The organism is uncultured Paracoccus sp. (assembly GCF_937873615.1).
In the GTDB taxonomy this organism is placed as follows: domain Bacteria; phylum Pseudomonadota; class Alphaproteobacteria; order Rhodobacterales; family Rhodobacteraceae; genus Paracoccus.
Map to the genome: position 1 here is coordinate 94,961 of NZ_CALMYP010000057.1, position 17,476 is coordinate 112,436.

The window sequence follows — 17,476 nt, forward strand, 5'->3', positions numbered from 1 at the left end:
GATGACGACAATGGAAAACGCCCCCGGAGACGCCGGCACGACGACGCGCGCCGGGGCGCGGCAGGGCCGGTTGATCCCCGACCCCGCCGTGCCGCCCGAATCCCCGCTGGAGATGCCGGCGCAGGATTTCTCGGCCCCGCCGCCGCAGGGTCCGGCCTTTGTCGCCCCCTCGGTCGAGGTGCTGGCGGCGCGGCTGATCTCTTTCGGGGGGGCGCTGCTGATCGCGGGGCTTGGCGCCTGGCAGATGTGGGCGGCCTTCGGGACCAATATCCAGCTCATGCAATATGTGCTGCTGACGCTGTTCACGATCACCTTCGCCTGGATCGGGTTCAGCTTCTGCTCGATGCTGGCCGGGCTTCTGGCGCGTCAGCAGGAAACGCCGGGCGATGACGGCAAGGCCCGCATCGCCGTGGTCATGCCGGTCTATCACGAGGACCCGGCCGAAAGCCTGGGCCTTCTGGCCGCCCTTGCCGACGAGCTGGCCGCCCTCGGCATGGCGGATCGCTGCGAGATCTTCGTGCTTTCGGACAGCCGCGACCCCGACGTTCTGGCCGCCGAGGCGCTGACGGCGGCCAGGCTGCGAGAGCGCGCGGCCCTGCCGGTCTGGTATCGCCGCCGCACCGACAATGCCGGGCGCAAATCCGGAAATATCGCCGAATTCGTCCGCCGCTGGGGCGGGCGCTATGACCAGATGGTGGTGCTCGACGCCGACAGCGTGGTCTCGGGCGAGGTGATCCGGCAGATGTCGGCGCGGATGTCGGCCGATCCGGCGCTGGCACTGATCCAGACCATGCCGATTCTGGTGAACGGCCAGACCATCTTCGCCCGCGTGATCCAGTTCGCCGGCCGCATCTATGGCCCGCCCATCGCCCGCGGCGTCGCCGCCTGGTCGGGCGATAACGGCAATTTCTGGGGCCATAACGCGATGATCCGGGTCGCCGCCTTCGCGCAATGCTGCGGGCTGCCGGAGCTGCCGGGCCGCCCGCCCTGGGGCGGCACCGTCCTGTCGCATGATTTCGTCGAAGCGGCACTGCTGCGCCGCGCCGGCTGGAAGGTCCGGCTGGACTGGGACCTGCGCGCCAGTTTCGAGGGCAGCCCGCCCACGCTTCTGGACATGGCCGTGCGCGAGCGGCGTTGGGCGCAGGGCAACCTGCAACATTTGCGCCTGATCGGCGGGCGCGGATTTACCGCCATCACCCGGGCGCATTTCATGATCGGCGTGCTCAGCTTCCTGATGAGCCCGATCTGGCTGCTGCTGATCCTCGCCGGGCTGATCCTGACCGCCAATGTGATCCTGTCGAGCCCGGTCTATTTCCCGAACACCTATCAGCTGTTCCCGGACTGGCCGACCTTCGATGCGCGGCGGATGATCTGGCTGCTGGCAGCCTCGGCGGCGCTGCTGCTGGTGCCGAAGATCTTCTCGATCGTCCGGGCGTGGCGCCGACCGCTGGCGGCAAGCGCCGGCGGCAAGTCGCGCATCCTGCTGAGTGCGGCCTTCGAGATCGTCATGTCGGCGCTGATCGCGCCGGTGCAGATGCTGATCCAGACCCGGCAGATCTGCGAGATCCTGATCGGGCGCAATTCCGGCTGGGAAAGCCAGGTCCGCAAGGGCTCCATGCCCGGCTGGGGCGTGGTCCTGCACCGGCACTGGATCCATGTCGCCGCCGGTCTGGTGACCGGGGTGACCATCGCCTATCTGGCACCGGGCCAGCTGATCTGGCTGTCGCCGATCCTGGCCGGGCTGATTCTCGCACCGCTGACCTCGCGCTGGAGCGCATCGCCCGTGCTGGGCCGTTGGGCCCGGGCGGCGGGCCTGCTGGTCACGCCCGAGGAACGCACAACCCCGCCGATCATGGCCGGATCGGTCAATCATGCCCGCCATCTGCGCGTCTCCGGCGATGCCACGGCGCTTCTCGGGCGCGATACCGGGGCAAGGGCGGATTATGTCGCCCTGATCCCCGAACAGCCGCCGCGCTCGGTCCCCGAGCGGCTGCCGGCGATCTCGGCCGCAGCCAAGATCGCGGTGGCCGAGGATCAGGGCCAGGCGCTGAGCTTCCTCGACCGCGACGAGCGGCAGGCGCTGCTGAACAGCCCCGCCCTGATCGACGACTGGGCCAGACTGCCGCAATGAAACGGATCGCAGCGCTGGATATGCTGCGCGGTTACGCGCTGGCGGCCATCATGGTCGATCACATGCCCGATGGCGTGCTGCGCCATGTCACCCTGGCGAATTTCGCCGTCTTCGACGCGGCAGAGCTGTTCGTGCTGCTCTCGGGCTTTCTGGTCGGGCTGGTCTGGCTGACGGTCGAACGCAAGGACGGCCGCCGCGCCGCCCAGAGGCGCTTCCTGCGCCGGGCCTTTCAGGTCTGGCTGGCTCTGGTGATCGGCGGCATCCTGCTGGCGCTCGTCTCGCGGTTCCTGTTCGCGGCCGGGATGCCGCATACCGCCGTCTGGTCGGAATATGCCCGCTGGATCGTCGATTTCCCGGTCGGCTATGTGGTCACGCTCGGCGTGTTGTGGATGCAGCCGAACCTGCTCGATGTGCTGGCGCTTTATGTGATCGTGCTGGCCTTCACCCCGATCACCGTGCCGCTGATGCTGCGCTGGCCCTGGGCCTTCGCGGCGGGCGCCATCGCCCTCTGGGCGGTGTCGCTGCCGCTGAACCAGATGCTGCCCAATCAGCGCGGCGGCTCGGGCGGGATGCTGTTCAACCCCTTCGCCTGGCAATTGCTGTTTCATACCGGCGTGGCCATGGGCCTGTTCCGTGAACGCTTCATGCCGGTCCTGCGCCGTCATGCCACGGCGCTGAACATCTTCGCGGCAATCTATGTGATCTTCGGCCTCGCCATGGCGCAGCTCTGGCGCTATGGGCCGGAGTTGAAGCAGGTCTTCTACATGCTGCGCGACCTCGTCGGCTCGGTCGACAAATGGTCGCTGGACTGGGTGCGCTATGTCGGCATCCTGGTCGCCGCCTGGCTGGTCGCGGCGCCGCTGGCCCGCCCCATGGCCTGGCTGGCCGATACGGTGATCGGGCGCGCATTGGCGGTGATCGGGCGCGGCGGGCTGGTGACCTTTGTTGCCTGCGTCATGCTGTCGGTCATCGGCGATGCGCTGATGACACGACCAGGCGGCGCCGGCACCGGGTTCCGCATCGCGGTCGAGCTGTGGACGCTTGGCGTCCTGTGGCTGGTCGGAATGATCGAGGCCCGGCGCAGCGCCGGGCGCAAGCAGGCCGCCCGATTGAAGGCGGGCTGAACCTCGCCCGCGTGGCAAGGCTGCATCGGCAGGAACAACTTTGCGCCAATCCTGAACTGAAAGGTTGAATTCTGGTCCCGCAATCCCCTATCTGAGGGGCAGTCGCGCGCCTTCGCGCCGACTTGCAGTGGTGACCGGGCCCCTCTGGCGGATGTGGCGGCACATTCGTGATGTCGGCACTGAAACATGGCCTGCCGCACCGGAAAAACACCATGCAAACCCCGACAGGCGCTGCCGCTGGCAGCGGAGTCCTTCACTATTTCAAATGGGCCTTCATCGTCACCGTGATCGGGCTGGCGCTTGGTGCAGCCCTCGGCTGGCAGATGACCGGCAGCCTTGCCGGCATGGCCAGCGTCTTCTTCATCTGCGCCGTGCTGGCGGTGCTGGAAATCTCGCTGTCCTTCGACAATGCCATCGTCAATGCCAACAAGCTGAAGGACATGACGCCGAAATGGCAGCATCGCTTCCTGACCTGGGGCATCGTCATCGCCGTCTTCGGGATGCGAATCGTCTTTCCGCTGATGATCGTCGTGATCGCCGCCAGGATCGGCCCCTGGCAGGCCATGGTCCTGGCCGCCACCCGCCCCGAGGAATACGCCCATATCATGCATGAGGCGCATCTTCCCATCGCGGCTTTCGGCGGCACCTTCCTGATGATGGTCGGCCTCAGCTTCTTCTTCGACCACGAGAAGGACGTGCACTGGCTGCGCTGGCTGGAAGGCAAGATGCAGAAATATTCCACGATCCGCGGCGTCGAGGTCGCCATCGTGCTGGTCACGGTGCTGGGCTTCGCCCATTTCCTCGATCCGGTCTCCTCCGAGATCTTCTTCAAATCGGCGATCTGGGGGCTTCTGACCTTCCTGCTGGTCGAGGTGCTGGGCGGTTTCCTCGACAGCCATCAGCAGGTGCTGGAGGCCGGCGCCAAGGGCGGGCTGGGGGCGTTTCTCTATCTCGAAGTGCTCGACGCCTCGTTCAGCTTCGACGGGGTGATCGGGGCCTTCGCGCTGACCCAGAACCTGTTCGTCATCGCCATCGGGCTGGGCATCGGGGCGATGTATGTGCGCTCCATGACCATCATGCTGGTCGAGAAGGGCACGCTGACGCAATACCGCTTCCTCGAACATGGGGCCTTCTATGCCATCGTGGCGCTGTCGATCATCATGTTCATGCAGAGCTTCGTCGAGATCCCCGAGGTGGTGACCGGCCTTGGCGGCGCGGCGCTGATCGGGTTCTCGCTCTGGTCCTCGATCCGCTGGAACCGGGTCTTCGGTCAGGATGAAGGCCAATTGACCGATGAATCCGCTGAACCGGCGCCTGCTGAGACCGCGCATGGCGCGGACATGCATCGCTGAACCCTCGCGGATCGGCGTCCGGGTCTGAAATGCCGGTTGCCGGGGTTTCAGACTGTCCGGCTAGCGCTCCGCCACCTCGCCCGGGCGCAGGGGCTGGCCGCCGGTCGCTGCGCCGGGCGGGCCGGCCTCGGTATAAAGCGCCGCGGCGGCGGGCTGCGCCTCGGGCGGGCGTTCAGGCGCGATCTGCATGTCATGCTCGCTGCGCCAATTGCCGAAACGATAGAGCAGGATCGCCATCGCCATGGTGGCGACCATGGCGACAGGGAAGCTCAGCCAGATGGCATCGGTGCCGAAGGCCCCCTGCATCCCATAGGCAAAGCCGAGCCGCACCGGGAACAGCGAGACGATCAGGATCATCAGCGGCCAGATCACCTGCCCATTGGCGCGGATGGTGGCAAAGAGCACCATGGTGACGCCGAAGGGCACGAAACCCCATGTCGCCAGAAGCGCGATATGGCGGCCGATCTCGACCGCAGCAGAGCCCCGGCCCAGAAAGACCTCCATCGCCTGACGGTCGGCGGCGATCAGCAGCGCGACCAGCCCGCCGGTCAGCAGGATGTTGTAAAGGATGCCGACCCGGGTGATCTGGCCGACCCGGTCCCAGCGACCGGCGCCGATATTCTGCGCCGCCATGGCGCTGACCGCAGCGCCAAGCGCCATGGCCGGCATCTGCACATAGGTCCAAAGCTGCTGCGTCGCCCCGAAAGCCGCCGTGGTATCGACGCCCTGCCGGTTCACCAGCCTCATCATCGCCAGCATCGAGCCCGAGACGACGACCATCTGCACCCCCATCGGCAGCCCCTTGCGCAGCATCAGCATCAGGATCGAGGGATCGGGGCGCAGATAGGACAGCTCGGCCCCGCGCAGGCGAAGGGGCAGGTCGCGAGCATAGATATAGGCCAGCATGGCGATCAGCGCGGTGTAATTCGCGATTGCCATGGCGAAGGCGGACCCGCCGATCCCCATCGCCGGCGCCGGCCCGAGGCCAAGGATGAAGACCGGGTTCAGCACCACATCCAGCACCACGGCAAGGATCATGAAGATCAGGGGCGTGATCGCGTCGCCGCTGCCGCGCAGCGTCATCATCAGCATGGTCATCATCAGGATCGCCGGCAGGGCCAGGAAGGTGACCTTCAGAAAGGCCCGCGCCAGCGGCGTGATCGCCGGGTCCGTCCCCAGCAGCGCCAGCACATGCGGGGCCACAAACCAGCCCACCACCGCCAACGTCAGCGCCACCGGCACGAAAGTGCCCACGGCCGTGCCGACGACGCGGCGCGCGCCCTCGATATCGCCGCGCCCGAAGGATTGCCCGACCAGAATCGTCGCCGCCATGCCGAAGCCGAAGACGAAGGCGGTCATCAGGAACATGACCAAATTGCCATTGGTCGTGGCCGCCACCGCATCCTCGCCGATCAGCTGCCCGACCCAGACCGTGTCGATGGAGCCATTGGCCGATTGCAGCACCGAAGAAGCCAGCGTCGGCAGCGCGAAAGCCAGCAGCGTCGAGGCTATCGGGGCGGAAACGAGGTTGTTCTGACGCGCCATGACATGAACCCCTGAAAATACCGCATGCCCCGGGGTTTCGCCGGGACCTTCGGCCTGCATAGTCCATGCCCGGCGGGAAGTCAGCGCCCCTTCGCGCCGGGCCGGCCTTGCGCCGGCGGAATGCCGCGCCCGTTTTTCGCGCGCAACCGCCCCCGGGGGCTGCTAGCAGGGGCGAAAAGGGAAAGGGCAGGACGATGGCGGAAACCACCGCGAACCGGCAGATGGGGGCCGGCGAATGGGGAATGCTGCTGGCGCTTTCGGCGCTCTGGGGCGGGTCCTTCTTCTTCAACGAGATCGCGGTGCGGCAATTGCCGGTCTTCACCGTGGTTGTCGCCCGCGTCGCCCTTGCCGCGCTGATCCTTTGGGCGGTGATGCGGCTTGGCGGTCAGTCCATGCCGAAGGACCGCCGCGTCTGGGCCGCCTTCTTCGCCATGGGGCTGTTGAACAATGTCATCCCCTTCTCGCTGATCGTCGCCGGCCAGCAGAGCCTCGCCTCGGGCGTGGCCTCGATCCTGAACGCCGCGACGCCGCTTTTCACGGTGATCTTCGCGCATTTCCTGACCGTGGATGAGCGGATGACGCCTGCCCGGCTGGCCGGCGTGCTGACGGGCTTTCTGGGTGTCGCGGTGATGATCGGGCCGGCGGCCTTGCGCGGCATGGGCGGCAATCTGGGGGCGCAGCTGATGTGCCTAGGCGGTGCGGTCTCCTATGCGCTTGCCGGGATCTACGGGCGCCGCTTCCGGGCCATGGGGGTGACGCCGATCCAGACCGCGACCGGGCAGGTCACGGCGTCGAGCGCGATCCTGCTGCCCCTGATGCTGATCGTCGACCGGCCCTGGACCTTGCCCATGCCCGGCATGGACGCCGTGGCGGCACTGATCGCGGTGGCGGCTTTGTCGACCGCGCTCGCCTATCTTCTCTATTTCCGCATCCTCGCCACGGCGGGTGCGACCAACCTGCTGCTCGTCACCTTCCTGATCCCGGTCAGCGCCATTCTTCTGGGCACCCTTGTCCTGAACGAGGTTCTGCTGCCCCGCCACATCGCCGGCATGGCGCTGATCGGGCTGGGCCTTGCCGCCATCGACGGGCGCGCGGCCCGGCTATTCGCCCGGGGCGGTTGAACTTTCGCCCGCGCGGGCACAGGTTCACTCCATAACCCTTCAGGAACAGGACAGGTCATGAGTGACGACTATACCCCGCCGAAAGTCTGGACATGGGAAAAAGGCAATGGCGGCGAGTTCGCCAGCATCAACCGCCCCATCGCCGGCCCCACGCATGAAAAAGAGCTTCCCATCGGCAAGCACCCGCTGCAGCTTTACTCGCTGGCGACGCCGAACGGCCAGAAGGTCACCATCCTGCTGGAGGAGTTGCTGGCCGCCGGCCATACGGGCGCAGAATACGACGCCTGGCTGATCCAGATCGGCGATGGCGACCAGTTCGGCAGCGGCTTTGTCGGGGTGAACCCGAACTCCAAGATCCCGGCGCTGATGGACCATTCCGTAAGCCCGGCGCTGAGGGTGTTCGAATCCGGCTCGATCCTGCTCTATCTGGCCGAGAAATTCGGGGCCTTCCTGCCCAATGACCTGCCCGCGCGCACGCAGGCGCTGAACTGGCTGTTCTGGCAGATGGGCTCGGCGCCCTTCCTCGGCGGCGGTTTCGGACATTTCTTCCATTACGCGCCGGTCAAGATCAAATACGCCATCGACCGCTACACGATGGAGGTGAAGCGCCAGATGGACGTGCTGGACCGCCACCTTGCGGATAACCGGTTCATGGCCGGCACGGAATATTCCATCGCCGACATGGCCATCTTCCCCTGGTATGGCCGCATCACGCAGGGCGGGGCTTACGGCGATGCCGTGACCTTCCTCGATGCGAAAACCTATAAGAACGTCGTCCGCTGGACCGAGGAAATCGCCGCCCGCCCCGCCGTGCAGCGCGGGCTGATGGTCAACCGCAGCTCAGGCGAGTTGTCAGGCCAGTTGCGCGAGCGTCACGACGCCTCGGATTTCGAGACGATGACGCAAGATAAGCTGGAGCGGCTCACCCGCAAAGATGTCGTAGATATGCTGAGTTACCTGGAGCAACACGGCCTAGACGAAGAACTTTATGCTCAACTCCACCATTTTTCTCTGAAGGGTGAAAAGGAAAAATTCAGTCGAACGCGGCAATATTGGTCCAAAGATGGCGAAATAGGTTCCGAAACAAACCGCGACTTCGCAGCGCGCCTCTATTGCGTTGTAGCCGGTCACAAGCGGGGCGAGGAATGGGATGACATCGCAGCCGCAGCTCTCCGGCTTTACCCTCTGAAGGCGGATTAACGAGATAAAGCCCGGCATTGCCGGGCTTTTCAATGTTTTGACGCGTTCAGTTACGCGCCTTGTCCCCCATCTTGCGCTTGGAGATTTAGGGCATCATCTCGCGCAGCTTGGCGCCGACCTGTTCCATTGTTTACGCGCCAATGACCCCTTCCGCCGCCGCGAAGGCCGCATCCGCCGCATCCAGCGAGGGCGCGCCGCCCTGTGCGCGATCCGGCCTGCCGCCGCCGCCCTTGCCGCCGAGTGCAGCCGTAGCCGCCTGAACCAGTGCCACGGCGCTGATCCGGTCGGTCAGATCGCCGGTCACGCCCGCCGCGACCGTGGCCTTGCCATCGGCCTCGGCCAGAACCAGCACCGCACCGCTGCCAAGCTGCTGCTTCATCTCGTCGACAAGCGCGCCGAGATCCTTGCCGGACACGCCCTCGACCTTGCGGCCGATGAACTTGACCCCGGCGATCTCCTTGGCTTCCGACGCCCCGCCGCCGCCCATGGCAAGCTGGCGTTTCAGCTGCGCGACCTCGTTCGCCAGTGCCTTGCGCTCATCCGACAGCGCACGCACCTTGCCGACGACATCGCCCGCCTGCGCCTTCAGGATGCCGGCGATTTCCGACAGTTCGCGGTCGACCCGGCGCAGCTCGGCCATGGCCGCCTGCCCGGTCAGCGCCTCGATCCGGCGGATCCCGGCGGCCGAAGCGGTTTCCGTGGTCAGCGCGAACATGCCGATATCGCCGGTGCGCGCGACATGGGTGCCGCCGCAGAGTTCCAGCGAATAGGTCTGCTTGTCCGCGCCCTTGCCGGACCCGTCCAGCTTGCCCATGGAGACCACGCGCACCTCGTCGCCGTATTTCTCGCCAAACAGCGCCTGCGCGCCAAGATCGCGGGCATCGTCGGGGGTCATGATGCGGGTCTCGACCGGCGTATTCTGGCGGATGAAATCGTTCACCTCGGCTTCGACCTGCGCGATTTCCTCGGACGTCATCGCCTTGTTATGGCTGAAATCGAAGCGCAGCCGGTCATGCGCGTTCAGCGAGCCGCGCTGTGCCACGTGATCGCCAAGCGCGCGGCGCAGCGCCTCGTGCAGCAGGTGGGTGGCCGAGTGGTTGGCGCGGATCGTCCCGCGCCTTGCATGCTCGACCTCCAGCTTCGCCGCCTGCCCGCGCGCGATCTGGCCCATGGTCACTTCGCCGACATGGATGAAGACGCCGCCGGATTTCTTCGTATCCGAGACCCGCACCAGACCGCTTTCGGTCCTGATCGTGCCGGTATCGCCGACCTGACCGCCGGATTCGGCATAGAACGGCGTCTGGTTGACGACGAGTTGCACCGCCTCGCCTTCCTTGGCCGTCTCGATCTCGGCCCCGTCGCGGACCAGCGACAGGACCTGCCCTTCGGCGCTTTCGGTGTCATAGCCCAGAAATTCGGTCGCGCCGTGTTTTTCGCCCAGTTCGAACCAGATCGCGGCATCCTTGGTCTCGCCCGAACCGGCCCATGCAGCCCGCGCCTGACGCTTCTGTTCGGCCATGGCGGCGTCGAAACCGGCAATATCGACCGCACGCCCCTGTTCGCGCAGCGCATCCTGCGTCAGGTCGAGCGGGAAGCCGTAAGTGTCGTAAAGCTTGAACGCCGCCTCGCCCGGCAGGTCGGCACCTTCGGGCAGCCTGGCAAGCTCATCGTCCAGCAGCCGCAGGCCACGGTCCAGCGTCTTGCGGAAGCGGGTTTCCTCGGACAGAAGCGATTCCTCGATCATCGACTGGGCCCGGCCAAGCTCGGGGTAAGCCGCGCCCATCTGGCGGACAAGCGAGGGCACCAGCTTGTGCATGACCGGGTCCTGCGCCCCCAGCATATGCGCGTGACGCATGGCGCGGCGCATGATCCGGCGCAGCACATAGCCGCGCCCCTCGTTCGAGGGCATCACCCCATCCGCCAGCAGGAACGAGGTCGAACGCAGGTGATCCGCGATCACCCGGTGATGGACCTTGCCCGGCCCGTCGGGATCGGAACTGGTCGCGTGCGCCGAAGCCTCGATCAGCGCCCGCATCAGGTCGGTGTCGTAATTGTCATGCTTGCCCTGCAGAAGCGCGCCGATCCGTTCCAGCCCCATGCCGGTATCGATCGACTGCATGTCGAGATCGCGCATGGTGCCGTCCTCGAACTGCTCGTTCTGCATGAAGACGAGGTTCCAGATCTCGATGAAACGGTCGCCGTCTTCCTCGGCAGAGCCGGGCGGGCCGCCCCAGATCTTGTCGCCATGGTCGAAGAAGATCTCGGTGCAGGGGCCGCAGGGGCCGGTCGGGCCCATGCGCCAGAAATTGTCGTCGGTCGGGATGCGGATGATGCGGTCGTCGGTGAGGCCCGCGACCTTCTTCCAGATCTCCGCCGCCTCGTCATCGGTGTGATAGACGGTGACCAGCAGCTTGTCCTTGGGGATACCGAAATCCCTGGTCAGCAGCTCCCATGCGAAGGGGATGGCATCGGATTTGAAGTAATCGCCGAAGCTGAAATTCCCCAGCATCTCGAAGAATGTATGATGGCGCGCCGTATAGCCGACATTGTCCAGATCGTTATGCTTGCCGCCCGCGCGCACGCATTTCTGCGACGAGGTGGCGCGCTGATAATCGCCCTTCTCGACCCCGGTGAAGCGGTTCTTGAACTGAACCATGCCGGAATTGGTGAACATCAGCGTCGGATCGTTGCGCGGCACCAGCGGCGAGGAGGCCACGACCTCGTGCCCGTTGCGCTTGAAGAAATCGAGATAGGTCGAGCGGATATCGTTAAGGCTTGGCATGGTTTCCCTCGGGGGCTGGTCGCCCTGATTTAGTGCTGCGCGGCGGCCATGTCCACATGGGCCGATGCTTGATTGGTTTTCAGGTCGTGACGCAGCCGTGCCAGCGCCGGACCGGGGGCTGGCGCAGCAAGAGATGTGCGGCGCGCTTTATGGCGGCAACTGCCGGACGATATATATACGGCGCACCGGCGGCGACAAAGCGCCAGACCGTGGGGCCGGTCCGGCGCTGGCGCGGCGGCCTGCGGCCTTGATTCCGCGCCGGGGCTTACCCTTCGACCTTGGTGAAATCGGCGATCTGGCGGCCTGCTTCGCGGATGCGGCTGAGCAGGTTCAGCCGGTTGCGGCGCACGATCTGGTTGTCGGTGTTCACCTGAACCGCCTCGAAAAAGGCGTCGATGGGGGCGCGCAGCCCGGCGATGGCGGACATGGCGGCCGGGAAGTCCTCGGACGCGGTGGCGGCCTTGATCGCCGGCTCGGCGCTGTCGAGCGCCGCGAACAGGGCGCGCTCCGCGTCCGTCTCGGCGAATTTCGGATCGGCGCCGAAGGAGTATTCGACCCCGTCCTTTTCCTCGGCCTGACCGAGGATATTGCCGGCCCGCTTGAGGCCCTGCGTCAGGTTCTGCCCGTCCTCGGTCGCCAGCATGTCGTTCAGCGCCTTGGCCCGGTTCACCACCAGCACCAGATCGTCATTGCCCGGCTGCGCCAGCACGGCGTCGATGATGTCATGCCGGATACCCTGATCGCGGAGATAGACTTTCAGGCGGTCGTGGAGGAAGGAGAGGAGGTCGATAGCGGACCCGTTGATTTCGAGATGTCGCTGCACCACCATGTAGAAAAGCATCTCGTCAACACGCGTTGAAGGATCTTCCTGCTGCGACGCTATTGTTTTTTCCCAATCGTTGGTTTGCGTGATGTTTGGATCGAAATCGCCAGTGAGAATTCTTCTTACCGCCTTTTCTACCCGTTTTGCATAGGTAGAAGATCGCTGCCCTAGTGCCTCCTGATACGCCACGGTATCTTTAAAACTATCTGCGCTAGCTTTGATGACTAGGCTAGCGGAAGTTATCCGTTGGAGTTCCAGTTTTAGGTTGTTTTGTAGAACCAGACGAATAACCCCCAACGCCGCCCTACGCAGCGCAAACGGATCCTTCGAACCCGTGGGCTTCTCGTCAATCGCCCAGAAGCCGGTCAGCGTGTCGATCTTGTCGGCAAGCGCCACGGCCACCGAAACCGGAGCAGTCGGCACATCGTCCGACGGACCCAACGGCGAGTAGTGATCGCGGGCGGCGTCGGCCACGGCCTCCGGCTCGCCGGCCTCAAGCGCATAGTAACGCCCCATCACGCCCTGCAATTCCGGGAATTCGCCGACCATCGACGACCGCAGGTCCAGCTTGGCCAGTTCCGCCGCCCGCGCCGCCTGATCCGGGTCAGCCCCGACCATCGGCGCGATCTCGCGCGCAAGCGCCGCGATGCGGGCGACGCGGTCGGCCTGGCTACCCAGCTTGTTGTGGAAGGTCACGGATTTCAGCCCCTCGGCCCAATCCGTCATGCCCGCTTTCGCCTCGCGCAGGTCGTTTTCCCAGAAGAACAGCCCGTCCGAGAGCCGCGCCGCCAGCACCCGCTGGTTGCCGGCAAGGATCGTCTCGCCATCGTCCGTGGCCTCGATATTGGCGACAGTGACAAAACCCTCGATCCGGCCGGTCTTGGGATTGCGGGCGGAAAAGAACTTCTGGTGCTCCTTCATCGAGGTCTGCAGCACCTCGGGCGGCAGGGTCAGGAAGCGCGCCTCGATGGCGCCCATCAGCGGCACCGGCCATTCGACAAGGCCCGCGACCTCGGCCAGCAGCCCCGTGTCCTCGACGATCTCAAGACCGCGCGCAAAGGCCAGGTTCGCGGCCTCCTGTTCAATCGCCGCCTCGCGCTCGCCGGTGTCGAGCATCACCTTGGCGCGGCGCAGCTTTGCGGCGTAATCCTCGAAATTCGTGACGGAAAACGCGTCGGGGGCCATGAAGCGATGGCCGCGCGTCGTATCGCCCGAGACGATGCCGTCCACCTCCAGCGGCACCACCTCTGCCCCGGCCTCGTCCGAGAGAATGCACAGGATCGAATGCAGCGGGCGGACCCAGCGCAGCGTGCCCGAGCCCCACCGCATCGACTTCGGCCAGGGGAAATCGCGGATGGTCTTTTCCAGCACCTCGGCCACGATCTCGGCTGCCGGGCGACCGGGGCGTTCGATCACGGCGAAATAGACCTGCCCCTTCTTCTCGTCGCGCAGTTCAAGCTGGTCCTTCGTCAACCCGGTCGAGCGCAGGAAGCCTTCCAGCGCCTTTTCCGGCGCATCGGCGCGCGGACCCTTGCGTTCCTCGCGCACGGGTTTCGAGGCCGCATCCAGCCCCTCGACCGACAGCGCCAGCCGGCGCGGGGTCGAAAACGCACCCGCACCGGCATAGGTCAGCCCGGCCTCGACCAGCCCGTCGGTGACCAGCTTCTTCAGGTCCGCACGGGCCTTCGGCTGCATCCGCGCCGGGATTTCTTCCGAAAAGAGTTCGATCAGCAGGTCGGGCATGGGGGCATCCTCAGGGTCGCCGCGTCAGATCCATTCAAGATTGACATGAGTAGGTTTGTAATTTTCAGCGACCGTCTTGCGCAGGGCCGCGAATGCATCCGCGAGGTGGCGGAACTTCTTCTCGTGGGTTTCCACGACCGTGAGCGATATCCGGTCCAGAAGCCCGTCTGAATGAAGCTTGTTCACCAGATCTATCTCGGCCCCTTCGATGTCGATCTTCACGAAAGCAACGCGTTCCCCCTTGCCGAGAAGGTCAGAGATGAAGGCCGGCAGGTCGATGACATCGACCAGAACGCTGTTCTCTTCATCGACGCCGCGACCGCCACTGATCAGCGTATTCTTGACCGACGAGGCCTCAAGCGTCCCGGCGCCGCTTACTCCACGGAACAGAAGAAGCTGGTCGGCGCGGGCGCCAACGGCGGAGTTGTGCAGGACGACATTCGGCTTCCCGGCAAAACGATCGCAAAGATGGGCAAAACAGTCCGGATCAGGCTCAAACGCGTGCGCCGTCGCCGGCGTTTCAGCAAGCTTCGCCGTGATCTCGCCCATATTCGCGCCGCAATCCAGAACCACATCGCCCGGACGCAACATGGCGACCACGCCATCGAGAACGCCATAGGCCCGCGCTGCGCGTTGCAGCTTGGCGCTGCGGCGACGCAGTTTGCCGATCTTCTTTTCAAGCTCGGAAATCTGGAGATCTTCGTCGGACATCAATCCATCACTCCCCGCTCGTCCAGTTCGTCGTTCATCTGGTGCCAGGCAAAGGCGCGGCCATCGGGATAGACGGCGATCACGCGGTCGACTCCGGGGTGGACATTCGGCTGGCCAAGATAGGCCACGGCCGCGCCGCTTTCCAGATCGCCCGTCAATGCCTTGGCCGAGAAGCAGGAGAACCAGCGGGGACCGACAAGCGGCGTCGCCCCGTCATAGGGTCGTGCGGTCGCAAGCGCGGCGGCATCGTCCAGCCGGAAGCAGGAACGATAGCGCAGCGGAGAGCTGTCGGCATCGATGCCACGGAACTCGCTGACGGCAAGCGGAACCGGCTCCATGTCGGCGGCGGTGGCATGAATTTCCGCCGCGCCGGCCTGTTCGTCCAGCGGCGCGTAGAAGCCATAGACCTGCAGGTAATAGACCGCGAGCCCCGTCAGCAGCGCCGACAGCACGATCATCGAGGCAAGGATCTTGCCCGTGCTCATGGCGCGATCTCGGCCAGCGGCGTCTGCATGAACAGGTCGGCGCATTTCTTGGTCAGCGCGCGCACCCGGCGGATGTAATCGGCGCGCTCAGTGACCGAGATCACGCCGCGCGCATCCAGCAGGTTGAACAGATGGCTGGCCTTGATCGCCTGATCATAGGCCGGCTGCGCCATCAGGATGGCCCGCCCGGCGGCATCTTCAGGGGCGGCGCTGACAATGCGTTCGCATTCGGCCTCGGCATCGGCGAAATGCTGGAACAGCATCGCGGTATCGGCGGTGTCGAAATTCCAGCGGCTGTATTCCTGCTCGGCCTGGCGGAAGATGTCGCCATAGGTCAGCGGGATCGGGCTGTCGGGGTCGTTGAAGGGCATGTCCATCACATGCTCGACCCCCAGCACATACATGGCCAGCCGCTCCAGCCCATAGGTCAGCTCGCCCGAGACCGGATGGCAGTCATAGCCGGCGACCTGCTGGAAATAGGTGAACTGGCTGACCTCCATCCCGTCGCACCAGACCTCCCATCCCAGGCCCCAGGCGCCGAGCGTCGGGCTTTCCCAGTCGTCCTCGACGAAGCGCACGTCATGGGCCAGAGGGTCCAGCCCGATGGCGCGCAGGCTGTCGAGATAGAGATCTTGCAGGTTCGGCGGCGAGGGTTTGATGATGACCTGATACTGATAATAATGCTGCAGCCGGTTCGGGTTCTCGCCATAGCGCCCGTCGGTCGGGCGGCGCGAGGGCTGAACATAGGCCGCAGCCCAGGGACGCGGCCCGAGCGAGCGCAGCGTGGTGGCCGGATGAAAGGTTCCCGCGCCGACCTCCATGTCATAGGGTTGCAGGATGGCACAGCCCGATTTCGCCCAATGATCCTGAAGCCGCAGGATCACATCCTGAAAACAACGCGGCTTTGCGTCATTGCGGGGGCTGGTCATGGGGGCATCCTTTTTCGTATGTCTGCCAGAACTCGCGCGTGTTCTAGGCGCGACGCGGGGCGTGGTCAATCGGACCGGCACTGTGCAGACGAAGAAACCGGGCAAGACAAGAAACAGGGCAGGACAGAAAGATGACAGGGAACATGATGAAACCACTTGCCGTTCTGCTGCTGACGGCGGCGTTTCCGGGGTTGGCACTGGCCGAGGATGTCTTCATCCGGGTCGAGGCCAAGCGCGGCAACGAGGCCGCCCTGACCGCCGCCGCCGAATGGCAGACGCGCGTCGGCGATATTCCGGCGGTGATCTTCCCGGTCGGTGCGACCTGGACGGCAATAGGCCTTGGCCCCTTGCCCCGCGAGGAGGCCGAGGCGCGCATGTCCGCGCTGAAAGCCGCGCGCAGCATCCCCGCCGACAGCCTGCTGACGCCAGCAGCCGGCGTGAACGCCACGACCCTGACCGGGCAGGCCATGAACCAGGCTGACGCGGGCAGCAACGCCGCGACCTCGCCGGACGCCCCCGCCGAGCCTGTCGTGGCCGAACCGCCCGCACCCCCTGCCCCCGACCGCTTCATCCGGTTGGAGGCCTTTCAGGACCGCGCAACAGCCGATGCGGCCCTGGACCAATGGCGAGAGAACATCCCCGAGGCCGGCCTCTGGTCCCTGCCGAATGGCTGGTTCGCCATCGCCGCAGGTCCGCTGTCCGAAGCCGCTGCCGGTCAATGGCTGGCTGCGCTGAAAGAGGGCAAGGCCATCCCCGACGATGCCCTGATCACGCCCGAGGCCGAAATGGGCAGTAACGCCACCCCCGGCACGACGCCCGACTGGCCCGAGAATCCTGAAACCCTGCCCGAGATGCCCGATCTCACCGAGGTGCAGGAATTGCTGGGCTGGGCCGGCTTCTACGATGGCGAGATCGACGGGCAGAGCGGCCCGATGACCCGCGCCGCGATTGCCTCGGCTGTGGCCGCGCAGCGACGGACGGCATCGGCGGCGCAGGCCATGCTCGATCTCGGCCAGGCCCGCGACGCCTGGCGGCAGGAAATGGGGCTGGAGGTTCTGCAGGACGATTATACCGGCCTCTCACTGATCGCGCCGACCCGGATGATCCAGCACGACCGCAACGAGCGGGCGCTGTCGATCTATGGCCCCAAAGACGAATCCGGCGCGGCGCTGATCCTGTTCTCGACCCCCGGCGGGGCGCAGGAGATGCAGGACATGACCGGGCTCGTCACCGCGCTTGGCTGGGTGCCGGCACCGACGCGCGAGATTGGCCGGACAAGCGCCGTGCTCAGCGGTCGCAACGAGACCCATATCGGACGCTCGGAAGCGCGGGTCGCCGATGGGCATGTTGAGGGCTGGGTGCTGATCTGGCCGGTGGCGGACGGCCAGAACGCGCCGCGCATCGCCGCCGAAATCGCCAAGAGCTTCGCCCGCAGCCAGCCGAGCGCCGCCGAGCGCGCGGCAACCGAGGCCGAAGCGCAGCCGCCGGCCGAAGCGCAGCCCGCACCCGCCGCCAACTGAGCGATGCGGT

Annotated in this window: 11 protein-coding genes and 1 pseudogene; 6 read left to right on the forward strand and 6 right to left on the reverse strand. The window is 65.6% G+C overall.

Annotated features, from left to right (window positions below; all coding sequences use genetic code 11):
* The first annotated feature begins 1 nt into the window (after position 1).
* From mdoH to Q0330_RS13625, 3 genes are all read left to right on the forward strand, one after another.
* Positions 2-2,131, forward strand: a complete 2,130-nt coding sequence (gene mdoH, locus Q0330_RS13615) for a glucans biosynthesis glucosyltransferase MdoH (protein ID WP_299480347.1) — start codon at positions 2-4, stop codon at positions 2,129-2,131.
* Entirely contained in the window at positions 2,128-3,255 is a 1,128-nt protein-coding gene (locus Q0330_RS13620) for an OpgC domain-containing protein (protein ID WP_299480350.1), read from the forward strand. The genes mdoH and Q0330_RS13620 overlap by 4 nt, the downstream gene beginning before the upstream one ends.
* Before the next feature lie 212 nt (positions 3,256-3,467).
* A complete protein-coding gene (locus Q0330_RS13625; protein WP_299480353.1) occupies positions 3,468-4,607 on the forward strand; it encodes a DUF475 domain-containing protein in 1,140 nt (379 codons plus the stop codon).
* Between the two features lie 60 nt (positions 4,608-4,667).
* On the opposite strand, the gene Q0330_RS13630 is transcribed toward Q0330_RS13625, so the two are convergent.
* Positions 4,668-6,152 carry an MATE family efflux transporter gene (locus tag Q0330_RS13630; RefSeq protein ID WP_299480356.1) on the reverse strand — a complete coding sequence of 495 codons (1,485 nt, stop codon included), beginning with the start codon at positions 6,150-6,152 and terminating at the stop codon, positions 4,668-4,670.
* Positions 6,153-6,346: 194 nt separating this feature from the next.
* Between Q0330_RS13630 and Q0330_RS13635 the strand changes: the two genes are divergently transcribed.
* Positions 6,347-7,273, forward strand: coding sequence for a DMT family transporter (locus Q0330_RS13635; protein WP_299480360.1), 927 nt, complete (start codon positions 6,347-6,349; stop codon positions 7,271-7,273).
* Between the two features lie 57 nt (positions 7,274-7,330).
* Positions 7,331-8,191 (forward strand): annotated as a pseudogene (gene yghU / locus Q0330_RS13640) (glutathione-dependent disulfide-bond oxidoreductase); the annotation flags it as partial.
* Positions 8,192-8,603: 412 nt separating this feature from the next.
* On the opposite strand, the gene alaS reads toward yghU, so the two are convergent.
* From alaS to Q0330_RS13665, 5 genes are all read right to left on the reverse strand, one after another.
* A complete protein-coding gene (gene alaS / locus Q0330_RS13645; protein WP_299480363.1) occupies positions 8,604-11,255 on the reverse strand; it encodes an alanine--tRNA ligase in 2,652 nt (883 codons plus the stop codon).
* Between the two features lie 265 nt (positions 11,256-11,520).
* A complete protein-coding gene (glyS, locus tag Q0330_RS13650) occupies positions 11,521-13,821 on the reverse strand; it encodes a glycine--tRNA ligase subunit beta (RefSeq protein WP_299480366.1) in 2,301 nt (766 codons plus the stop codon).
* A 24-nt stretch (positions 13,822-13,845) separates the two neighbouring features.
* Complete coding sequence (locus tag Q0330_RS13655) at positions 13,846-14,532, reverse strand: FkbM family methyltransferase (RefSeq protein ID WP_299480369.1); 687 nt, start codon at positions 14,530-14,532, stop codon at positions 13,846-13,848.
* On the reverse strand, positions 14,532-15,017 hold the full coding sequence (locus Q0330_RS13660) for a DUF6446 family protein (RefSeq protein WP_299480372.1): 486 nt from the start codon (positions 15,015-15,017) through the stop codon (positions 14,532-14,534). Before Q0330_RS13660 ends, Q0330_RS13655 begins: the two co-directional genes overlap by 1 nt.
* Complete coding sequence (locus Q0330_RS13665) at positions 15,014-15,946, reverse strand: glycine--tRNA ligase subunit alpha (RefSeq protein WP_299480375.1); 933 nt, start codon at positions 15,944-15,946, stop codon at positions 15,014-15,016. Before Q0330_RS13665 ends, Q0330_RS13660 begins: the two co-directional genes overlap by 4 nt.
* A 146-nt stretch (positions 15,947-16,092) precedes the next feature.
* Here Q0330_RS13665 and Q0330_RS13670 point away from each other — a divergent pair, with 146 nt between their 5' ends.
* Positions 16,093-17,466, forward strand: coding sequence for a peptidoglycan-binding protein (locus tag Q0330_RS13670; RefSeq protein ID WP_299480378.1), 1,374 nt, complete (start codon positions 16,093-16,095; stop codon positions 17,464-17,466).
* Positions 17,467-17,476: the final 10 nt, after the last annotated feature.

What these genes read in the sequence shown, in the direction of transcription:
- mdoH (WP_299480347.1), top strand. Translation starts at nt 2, where the DNA reads ATGACGACAATGGAAAACGCCCCCGGAGACGCCGGCACGACGACGCGC.
- Q0330_RS13620 (WP_299480350.1), top strand. Translation starts at nt 2,128, where the DNA reads ATGAAACGGATCGCAGCGCTGGATATGCTGCGCGGTTACGCGCTGGCG.
- Q0330_RS13625 (WP_299480353.1), top strand. Translation starts at nt 3,468, where the DNA reads ATGCAAACCCCGACAGGCGCTGCCGCTGGCAGCGGAGTCCTTCACTAT.
- glyS (WP_299480366.1), bottom strand. Translation starts at nt 13,821, where the DNA reads ATGCCCGACCTGCTGATCGAACTCTTTTCGGAAGAAATCCCGGCGCGG.
- alaS (WP_299480363.1), bottom strand. Translation starts at nt 11,255, where the DNA reads ATGCCAAGCCTTAACGATATCCGCTCGACCTATCTCGATTTCTTCAAG.
- Q0330_RS13670 (WP_299480378.1), top strand. Translation starts at nt 16,093, where the DNA reads ATGAAACCACTTGCCGTTCTGCTGCTGACGGCGGCGTTTCCGGGGTTG.
- Q0330_RS13635 (WP_299480360.1), top strand. Translation starts at nt 6,347, where the DNA reads ATGGCGGAAACCACCGCGAACCGGCAGATGGGGGCCGGCGAATGGGGA.
- Q0330_RS13665 (WP_299480375.1), bottom strand. Translation starts at nt 15,946, where the DNA reads ATGACCAGCCCCCGCAATGACGCAAAGCCGCGTTGTTTTCAGGATGTG.
- Q0330_RS13655 (WP_299480369.1), bottom strand. Translation starts at nt 14,532, where the DNA reads ATGTCCGACGAAGATCTCCAGATTTCCGAGCTTGAAAAGAAGATCGGC.
- Q0330_RS13630 (WP_299480356.1), bottom strand. Translation starts at nt 6,152, where the DNA reads ATGGCGCGTCAGAACAACCTCGTTTCCGCCCCGATAGCCTCGACGCTG.
- Q0330_RS13660 (WP_299480372.1), bottom strand. Translation starts at nt 15,017, where the DNA reads ATGAGCACGGGCAAGATCCTTGCCTCGATGATCGTGCTGTCGGCGCTG.